At 73.0% G+C, this 7,713-nt stretch carries 9 protein-coding genes; 2 read left to right on the top strand and 7 right to left on the bottom strand.

What is annotated here, in order from left to right:
- The 6 genes from OZN99_RS20595 to OZN99_RS20570 form a co-directional block, all read right to left on the bottom strand.
- A partial coding sequence (locus OZN99_RS20595; protein ID WP_270937133.1) for a Fe(II)-2OG oxygenase family protein occupies window positions 1–272 on the bottom strand: 272 nt, incomplete at its 3' end.
- Window positions 273–644: 372 nt separating this feature from the next.
- Complete coding sequence (locus tag OZN99_RS20590) at window positions 645–1,364, bottom strand: ABC transporter ATP-binding protein (protein WP_270937132.1); 720 nt, start codon at window positions 1,362–1,364, stop codon at window positions 645–647.
- On the bottom strand, window positions 1,361–2,122 hold the full coding sequence (locus OZN99_RS20585) for an ABC transporter ATP-binding protein (protein WP_270937131.1): 762 nt from the start codon (window positions 2,120–2,122) through the stop codon (window positions 1,361–1,363). The genes OZN99_RS20590 and OZN99_RS20585 overlap by 4 nt, the downstream gene beginning before the upstream one ends.
- Complete coding sequence (locus tag OZN99_RS20580) at window positions 2,119–3,003, bottom strand: branched-chain amino acid ABC transporter permease (RefSeq protein ID WP_270937130.1); 885 nt, start codon at window positions 3,001–3,003, stop codon at window positions 2,119–2,121. Before OZN99_RS20580 ends, OZN99_RS20585 begins: the two co-directional genes overlap by 4 nt.
- Window positions 3,003–3,863: a branched-chain amino acid ABC transporter permease gene (locus OZN99_RS20575; RefSeq protein ID WP_270937129.1), complete on the bottom strand. Its 861-nt coding sequence runs from the start codon at window positions 3,861–3,863 to the stop codon at window positions 3,003–3,005. The genes OZN99_RS20580 and OZN99_RS20575 overlap by 1 nt, the downstream gene beginning before the upstream one ends.
- 1 nt (window position 3,864) lies before the next feature.
- Window positions 3,865–5,076: an ABC transporter substrate-binding protein gene (locus OZN99_RS20570; protein WP_270937128.1), complete on the bottom strand. Its 1,212-nt coding sequence runs from the start codon at window positions 5,074–5,076 to the stop codon at window positions 3,865–3,867.
- A 132-nt stretch (window positions 5,077–5,208) separates the two neighbouring features.
- Here OZN99_RS20570 and OZN99_RS20565 point away from each other — a divergent pair, with 132 nt between their 5' ends.
- Window positions 5,209–5,613, top strand: a complete 405-nt coding sequence (locus OZN99_RS20565) for a carboxymuconolactone decarboxylase family protein (RefSeq protein WP_270937127.1) — start codon at window positions 5,209–5,211, stop codon at window positions 5,611–5,613.
- Window positions 5,614–5,622: 9 nt separating this feature from the next.
- On the opposite strand, the gene OZN99_RS20560 is transcribed toward OZN99_RS20565, so the two are convergent.
- Window positions 5,623–6,918, bottom strand: coding sequence for an NAD(P)/FAD-dependent oxidoreductase (locus OZN99_RS20560; RefSeq protein ID WP_270937126.1), 1,296 nt, complete (start codon window positions 6,916–6,918; stop codon window positions 5,623–5,625).
- Window positions 6,919–7,039: 121 nt separating this feature from the next.
- Between OZN99_RS20560 and OZN99_RS20555 the strand changes: the two genes are divergently transcribed.
- Window positions 7,040–7,713 (top strand): VOC family protein (locus tag OZN99_RS20555; protein ID WP_270937125.1); only part of this gene is annotated, 674 nt, incomplete at its 3' end.

Genomic DNA, 7,713 nt, shown 5'->3' with positions numbered 1-7,713 from the left:
AGGCAGGCGGCGAGGGCGGCCTGGCGATCGGGCCGGAGCGCCTGGTCGCGCAGCACCAGCACCTCATGGTCGCGCAGCGCAGGGCGCAGGACCGCGGCGGCGGCCTCGGGCCCGGCAGCGGCGAGGTCCAGGCCCTGGACCTCCGCGCCGAACAGGGGGTGCAGGCGGCGCAGCTCGACGGCGCGCGGCGACACCAGGGCCGGCGCGGTCCAGAGCGAGGCCGGCAGCGGCAGGGCGGAGAAGGCTTCGGGCCGGTGCAGCGCGACGGTCATCGGGCGAGCCCTCCGACACCGGCAGGGGAGATGAGGGCGAAGCGGGACGGGATCATGGAATGGCCTCGGACGGGGCGTGTGCGCGGGTGCGGTGGCTGCGGGATCGCGGCATTCGACACGGACAGCCTTCGCGTTCCGTCACGTGTCGATCCGCCCTGCGCAGCGCTGCGACGTGCATGGCACCTGCTCCACGCCGCCGGGCCATTCCCGTCGGCATGCCGGCATTTCCACGACAAATACGCCGCGCGGTCAACAAATTCACGGTAAAGAGACGTGCTTTCCGTCGCGGCGCCCCGGGGAAGCCATTTCCTGCTCCGCGCGCAGCCAGATCGGAAAGAATGTCGGGCCGCAGCCGCAGACGGCCGGCCGGAGTCAGGGGCCGTCCTGCACCATGCCGCCGCCGAGATAGAGCGCCGCGGCGCGCTCATCCGCCAGCAGCGCCGCCGCCGGGCCGAGCATCGCGACGCGCCCGGCATCCAGGATGCAGCCGCGGTCGGAGACGGCCAGCGCCTGCCGCGCGCGCTGCTCCACCATCAGCACGGTGACGCCGAGCGCCGGGAGCTGGCGGATGCGCGCGAAGCTCTCGGCCACCAGCGCGGGGGCGAGGGCGGCCGTCGGCTCATCGAGGATCATCAGCCGGGGGCGGGCCATCAGTGCGCGCGCAAAGGCCAGCTGCTGCCGCTCGCCGCCCGAGAGGCTGCCGGCACGGGCGCGGCGCCGCGCGGCAAGCGCCGGGAAGACCGCCATCAGCTCCGCGATGCGGGCGCGGCCATCGCGGATGCCGGCCACGACCTGCAGGTTCTCGGTGACGGAAAGCGAGGGGAAGACGTTGGCGACCTGCGGCACATAGCCGATACCGAGCGCGATGCGGCGCTCCACCGGCTCGGCCAGGATGTCGCGTCCGTCCAGCAGCACGCGCCCGCGCACGCGCGGCAGCAGGCCCATCACGGCCTTGGCCAGCGTGCTCTTCCCGGCGCCGTTCGGGCCGGCGACGGTCAGGATCTCGCCGGCTTCCAGCGCCAGGTCCACGCCGTTCAGGATGTCGGTCTCGCCATAGCCGCCGGACAGCGCCTCGACCGCGAGCAGCGTCATGCGACGACGCCGCCGAGATAAGCCTCTCGCACCCTGGCATCGGCCAGCACCTCGGCCGGCGCGCCGGCGGCGAGGACCCGGCCGCGATCCATCACCGCCAGCCGCGGCACCAGGCGAGAGAGCGCCTGCAGGTCGTGCTCGATGATCAGGAAGCCGATGCCGCGCGCGTTCAGCTCCGTGATGCGGGCCGCGATCTCCTGCACCAGCACCGCGTTGACGCCCGCGAAGGGCTCGTCGAGCAGGATCAGGCGCGGCTTCGCCATCAGCGCGCGGCCGAGCTCGAGCAGCTTCTTCTGCCCGCCGGAAAGCCGGCCCGCCGGCAGGCCGGCGACCGGGGCGAGGCGGAGGAAGTCCATGACGTCCTGCGCGGCGGCGGCGGTGAGCGCCTCCTCCGCGGCGACGCGGCCGGGGCGGAAGAACAGGCCGAGCAGGTTCTCGCCGCTCTGGCCCGGTGCGGCGGCCATCAGGTTCTCGCGCACGGTCAGGTGGTGAAACTCGCGCGGCACCTGGAAGGTGCGCACCAAGCCGAGCCGCGCGCGGGCGGCGGGACCCAGCCGGTCGAGTGTGCGGCCATCGAGCGAGACGGTGCCGGCATCGGCCGGGATGAAGCCGGAGACGACGGAGAACAGCGTGGACTTGCCCGCGCCGTTCGGCCCGATCACGCCGAGCAGGCCATCGGCCGGCATCTCCAGCGAGACGCGGTCGAGCGCGCGGAAGCCGCCGAAGGAACGCGAGACGTCGCGGATGAGGAGGCTCATCGGCGGGTGTAGTCGCCCATGAGCCCCTGCGGGCGGAACAGCGTGAACAGCACCAGCGCGAGGCCGACCGCGCCGAGGCGGAGCGAGGCCATCTCCACCTCGCTGACCAGCCCGGGCAGCAGGTCCCGCAGGAAACGCGTGCCCTCCAGGAACAGCATGAGCAGGGCGGCGCCCACCACCGCGCCGGAGACCCGGCCGACGCCGCCCATGATCATCGCCATCCAGGCGTAGAAGGTGACGAGCGGGACGAACTGGTCCGGCGAGAGGTAGGCGATGTAGTGGGCGTAGAAGGCCCCCGCGAGGCCGGCCAGCGCGGAGCCCAGCATCATCACCTGCAGCTTGAAGCGCGCAGGGTCCTTGCCGAGCGCCTTCAGCGCCTCCTCGTTGTCGCGGATCGCCTCGATCACGCGGCCGAAGGGGCTGCGCGCGATCCGCCGCAGCATCAGCGCGGCCACGGCGCAGGCCAGCGCGATGGCCGCGAGCGTGGCGAGCGCCGCCTCGATGCCCACGCCGCCGAACAGCCGCGGAATGCCGGGGATGCCCTGCACGCCGTTGGTCAGCCAGCGTTCCGAGGTGATGGCGAGCCGCACCGTCTCCCCGAAGCCGAGGGTGACGACGGCGAAGTAGTCCTCCCGCAGGCGCAGCGCGACCAGGCCGAGCGGCCACGCGGCGATGGCGGCCACCGCGGCGGCGGCGGCGAAGCTGACGGGCAGGGGCACGCCCTGCATGGCCAGCAGCGCCGAGGCATAGGCGCCGAGCGCGAAGAAGCCGACATGGCCGAAATTCACCAGGCCCGTCAGACCGTATTGCAGCGTGAGTCCCAGGGTGAGCAGCACGTAGACGGCGGCGATGATGCCGATGGCCGCGAGGTAGGCTTCCATCAGCGCACCGCCTCGACCCGGCCGAACAGGCCGCGAGGGCGCACCAGCAGCACGGCCAGCAGCACCGCGAAGGCCAGCGCGATCTTGTAGGTGAAGCCAACGACGGGGGTGGAGACCTCTTGCGCGATGCCGAGGACGAGGCCCGCGGCCACCGCGCCCACCGGCGACCCGATGCCGCCCAGGATCGCCGCGGCGAAGGCGGGCAGCAGGCTCTCCCACCCCATCTCCGGCGAGACGACGGTCTTGATGCCGAGCATCATGCCCGCGATGCCCGCCGCCGCGCCGGCCAGCAGCCACAGCGCCACCATGACGCGGAAGGGGCGGATGCCGGAGACGCGCGCAAGGTCCGGGTCGTCCGCCACTGCCCGCATCTGGCGGCCGATCGGGGTGGCGTAGAGCACGAGGAAGGCCACCGCGAGCGCGGCCAGCGCAACGCCGGCCAGCGTCAGGTCCATGGGCGAGATGCGCAGACCCATCACCTCGATCGGCCAGGCGAGCGGCACCTGGTAGACGCGCTGCTGGTGCCCGAAGGCCAGCCCGAGGCCGGCGCGGATCAGGAAGGCGACGCCGATCGCCGCGACCAGCAGCGCGGCGACGGGACGGCGGGCGAGGGGGCGGAACACCAGCAGGTAGCCCGCCAGCGACGCCGCCGCGGCCGCCAGCACCGAGGCGCCGCCGGCGACCGCGAGCGAGCCAGTCGCGCCATGCGCCGCGAAGCCGGCATAGGCGCCGAGCGTCATCGTGTCGCCCGCCGCCGCATTGGGGAAGCGCGCGATGCCGAAGACGAGCGTCACCGCCAGCGCCGCCAGCCCGATCACCAGGCCATGCACGACGCCGGCGACGAAGAGCTGGCCGAGCAAGTCAGATCTTCACGACGTAGCGACGGTTGATCTGCCCGCGCTCGATGAAGAAGACGCCGAAATCCGGCGTGACGTCGCCGAACTCGTCGAAGTCGAGCACGGAGGACGCGCCCTCGTAGTTCACCTTGCGTCCCGCGGCGATCGCCGCCTTGCCCTCCGCGAAGCCCGGTACCGCCTCGCCGGGCGGGTTCGCCACCTGGCGGATCGCGGCGTTGATCGCGGCCGTCTCGAAGCTCTTCGCCTGCTCGATCGCCAGCGCCAGGGTGTGCGCCATGTCCCAGGTCATCGCGGCATAGACGTTGTCGAGGCCCGGACGGTTGGTGGCACGGCGATAGGCGGCGTCGTAGGCGGCGAAGGCCGGGCTGCCCTCGTTGGAGACGCTGTCCACGCTGATGATGCCTTCCGTCACCGCCGGGCCCAGCGCCTGGACCAGCTGCGGGTTGGCGGCCCAGCCCGGGATGATCCACTTCATCGGCACGCCCATCTGGAACCACTCGCGGAGGATGATCGTGGTGTCCGGCAGGAAGCTGCCCATGACGATCACGTCGGGGCGGGTGTTCATCACGCGCAGCAACTCGGCCCGGTAGCTCGGCTGGTTCGGCTCGTAGACCACGTGCTCGCCGTTGCGGTTGCCCTTGGCGGCCCAGGCGCGGCGGAAGCCTTCGGTGTTGCCGATGCCGGAGGCGTTGTTGAAGGCCATGGTGGCGGGGCGGCGGAAGCCTTCGCGCACGGCGATCTCGGCGAAGGCGCGGCCGAAGCGGTCGTTGGTGGCCTGGAAGCGGTAGCCCAGGTTCTTCGCATTGGCCGGCGGCGTGGACAGCGCCGGCGCGCCGGAGGTGTGCATCAGCAGGATGTCGGCGTCGTTGGTCAGCGGGATCACCGCGAGCGAGACGCCCGAGGACCAGGTGCCGAGGATGGCGCGCACGCGGTTCACCTCGATCAGCTTCTTCGCCGCCAGCACGGCGGCCTGCGGGCTGGTCTGGGTATCTTCGGAGAAGACCTCGATGCGCCGGCCATTCGCGCCGCCGGCGGCGTTGATCGCCTCCACAGCCGCAAGGATGGCGCGCTGCATGCCGCTGCCATAGGGGGAGCCGGCGCCGGTGACCGGGTTCAGCGCGCCGATGCGGAAGGTCTCGGCCTGGGCGCGGACCACCCGCGGCGTGGCCAGCAGGGCTGCGCCGGTGGCCAGCAGGGTGCGGCGTTGCGTGATCATCGGCGGCGTCCTTCTCGGTTCGGCCCTCGTGGGCGCATGGTTCACCACCGGGACGGTTCTCCGCAAGCCGCCCCGGCGTGCTGACGCGCGGCGGCGCGCGTGCCAGGCTGCGCCGACCAGGGGAGGGAGCCGATGGACGCGAAGGACCTGACCGAGGCCGCGGTCGCGGCCGGCATCGCCAGCTTCGAAGCGACGCATGGCGGCGTGCCGGCCAGCTTCCAGCCGCTGCTGCGCCATGCGCCGAGCGCCTTCGCCGGCTACGGCCTGATGCGCGCCGGGCTGATGAAGGACACGGACGCCGGCGGCGCGCTGGACCTGAAGACGAAGGAGCTGGTCTTCACGCTGCTCGACGTGCTGGTCGGCCAGACGCGCGGCGCCAAGGCGCATGCGGCGAATGCGGTGCGCCTCGGCCTGACGCTGCCGGAGCTCGCCGAGGGGCTCGTGCAGTGCATCATGGTCGGCGGCATCACGGTGTGGAACGTCTCCGGCGCCGAGGTCATGGCGCATGCCGAGGCGGTCGCGGCGGAGCGCGGCTGACCGTGGGCGCTATGCAACTTCCCGCGCGTCGCGCCAGCGATAGAGCATCAGCATCAGCGGCGCGACACGCCGCGCCACGCCGTGCAGGGGCATCGGCGTCGGATCCGTGAAGGGTAGGCCGAGCTCCGTCTCGGGGACGCCCTGGATGGCGCGCGCGAATTCGCGGCCCAGCGCGACGGAAAGCGCGACGGCGCGGCCGTTGCAGCCCGCCCAGGCGTAGCCGTCCGGGCCCAGGCGGTGCAGGCGCGGGAAGTAGTCCGGCGTCATGCTGAGGTTCCCGCTCCAGACATGGTCGAAGCGCACCTCCCCGAGTTGCGGCCAGAGCCGCTTCAGCCGTGCCGCGATCAGCGGGCGCAGCCGCCGCGCCTGGTCCATCTGCACGGCGAGCGCGCCGCCGGTGACGAGGCGCCCGCGCGCGTCCCAGCGGGCGAAATACAGCTCCCCATGCGTGTCCGACATCGCCTGGCGGCCCGGGATGATGGTGCCGGCGACGTTGTGCGAGACGGGCTCGGTCGCCATCTGCCAGGACAGCGTCGGCACCACCTCGCGCGCGACGTCAGGTGCCAGGTCGCGGCTGAAGGCGTCGGTATATGCGTTGGTGGCAAGCACCAGCGCCCGCGCCCGCAGCGTTCCGGCCGCCGTGGTCACCACCCAGCCTCCTCCGCGGTGCTCGATCCGCGTGGCGGGCGAGCGCGCGTAGATCCGTGCGCCGAGCGCGAGCGCCGTCTTCGCCATGCCGCGCGCCAGGGCGAGCGGGTTCACATGCCCGCCGCTGCGGTTCCACCAGCCGCCGAACCACGCATCGGAGCCGAGCATGTCGCGCAAGGCTGCGCGGTCCAGCAACTCCACCGGCGCGCCGCGGCTGCCCCATTCCTTCACCCGGCGCTCCGCGATCTTCATCCGCCCCGGCGAGTGCACCGGCTGCACCCAGCCCACCTGTTCCGCTTCCGCGGCGATGCCGTGCCGGCGCACCAGGTCGAACAGGATGTCGGCACTGTCGCGCAGCACCGCGACGAAGCGCTCGCCGGCCTCGCCATGCCGGGCAACGAGGGCGGAGGGATCGTGCTTCGACAGCGTCGGGATGACCTGGCCGTTGTTGCGGCCGGAGGCGCCCCAGCCCGGCTCGGCCGCCTCCACCACCGTCACGGGCAGGCCGGCCTCGCGCAGGTGGATGGCGGTGGACAGGCCGGTGAAGCCGGCGCCGATCACCACCACCTCTGCCGTCTCCTCGCCGCGCAGCTCGGGCAGGTCGGGGCCGGGCGGGGAGACATGCGCCCAGAGGGAGGGCGGCCAGGTGACGGCCATGCGGGACGCCTTCGCGATGTTCGACCGGCATGAAAGCCGTGCCGGGCGCGCGCCTCAAGGGGCGTTGCCGCGCACTGCGCGATGGGCTGTCATCTGCGCCGACGAGAGAGAGGATCGGCCGATGGCCCTGCGGCACGTGATCGGACTGGACCATGTGGTGATCGCCGTGCGCGACCTGGACCGGGCCGCTGAGGCCTGGGCCGCGCTGGGCTTCACCATGTCGCCGCGCGGCACGCACAGCGCGCATATGGGCTCCGGCAACTACACGATGATGCTCGGCGAGGACTACATGGAGCTGCTCGGCGTGCTGACGCCGACCGAGCACAACGCCGGGCTGCGCGCCTTCCTCGACGGGCGGGAGGGGCTGGACCGCGGGGCCTTCACCACCGACGACGCGGCGGCCGGTGCCGCGGAACTGCGCGCCCGCGGTTTGGCCGCGACCGGGCCGGTGGCCTTCGGCCGCCCCGTGCAGCTGCCGGGCGGCGGAGAGGCGGAGGCGCGCTTCAACGTCTTCCAATGGCCGAAGGAGGAGCGGCCGGCCGGGCTTGGCATTTTCGCCTGCCAGCACCTGACGCGGGAGAATGTCTGGATCCCGGAACTGCAGCGCCATGCCAACGGCGCCTCCCGCATCCTGCGGGTCGAGGTGCTGGCGCGCGATCCGGCGGCCGCGGCGGCGCAGATGGCGCGGCTGATCGATCGCGCCGTGGCGCCGGAGCTGGACGGCGCGCTGCGCGTGCCGACCGGCGGCGGCCGCGCGGATTTCGTGTTCCTGACCCGCGCGCAGCTCGCGGCCCG

Origin of the sequence: Falsiroseomonas oryzae (assembly GCF_027856955.1) — a bacterium.
Taxonomy (GTDB): Bacteria; Pseudomonadota; Alphaproteobacteria; order Acetobacterales; family Acetobacteraceae; genus Falsiroseomonas; species Falsiroseomonas oryzae.
This window is presented reverse-complemented; position numbering and strand designations above follow the sequence as displayed.